Source organism: Xanthomonas populi (assembly GCF_002940065.1).
In the GTDB taxonomy this organism is placed as follows: domain Bacteria; phylum Pseudomonadota; class Gammaproteobacteria; order Xanthomonadales; family Xanthomonadaceae; genus Xanthomonas; species Xanthomonas populi.
This window is the reverse complement of the sequence record NZ_MDEJ01000365.1, coordinates 1-349: the sequence shown is the minus strand read 5'-3', so window position 1 is coordinate 349 and position 349 is coordinate 1. Positions and strand designations below refer to the sequence as shown.

The following is a 349-nucleotide window of genomic DNA, read 5'->3' as shown; positions in this document are numbered from 1 at the left end:
TGGAAGCGCGGTTTGCGACCATAGCCCACCTGGGCACGCAGTCCCTCGGTGCGCATCAGCCGATGCACCCGATGGCGACTGCAACGCTCACCCAGATCGCGCAGATCCGTGGTGATCTTGCGATGCCCATAGACACTGCCGCTGGCCAGCCAGTGGTGCTTGATCAGTCCAAGCAAGCGATCATCTTCCTTGGCGCGCTCACTGTTGGGCGAGCACAACCAGGCGTAATAGCCCGACCGGTTGACCCGCAATACCCGGCACATCGCACACACCCTGAATTCCCCGCAGTGGGCTTGCATGAAGGCGTACTTTGCCTTTACCCATTGGCAAAGTACGCGGCGGCCTTTTT

The 349-nt window shown here is 60.5% G+C and carries 1 protein-coding gene; it reads right to left on the bottom strand.

Annotated elements, in window-relative coordinates; genetic code table 11:
* The coding region (locus XpopCFBP1817_RS21295; protein WP_146090214.1) for an IS3 family transposase at positions 1–349 on the bottom strand (349 nt) is incomplete at both ends.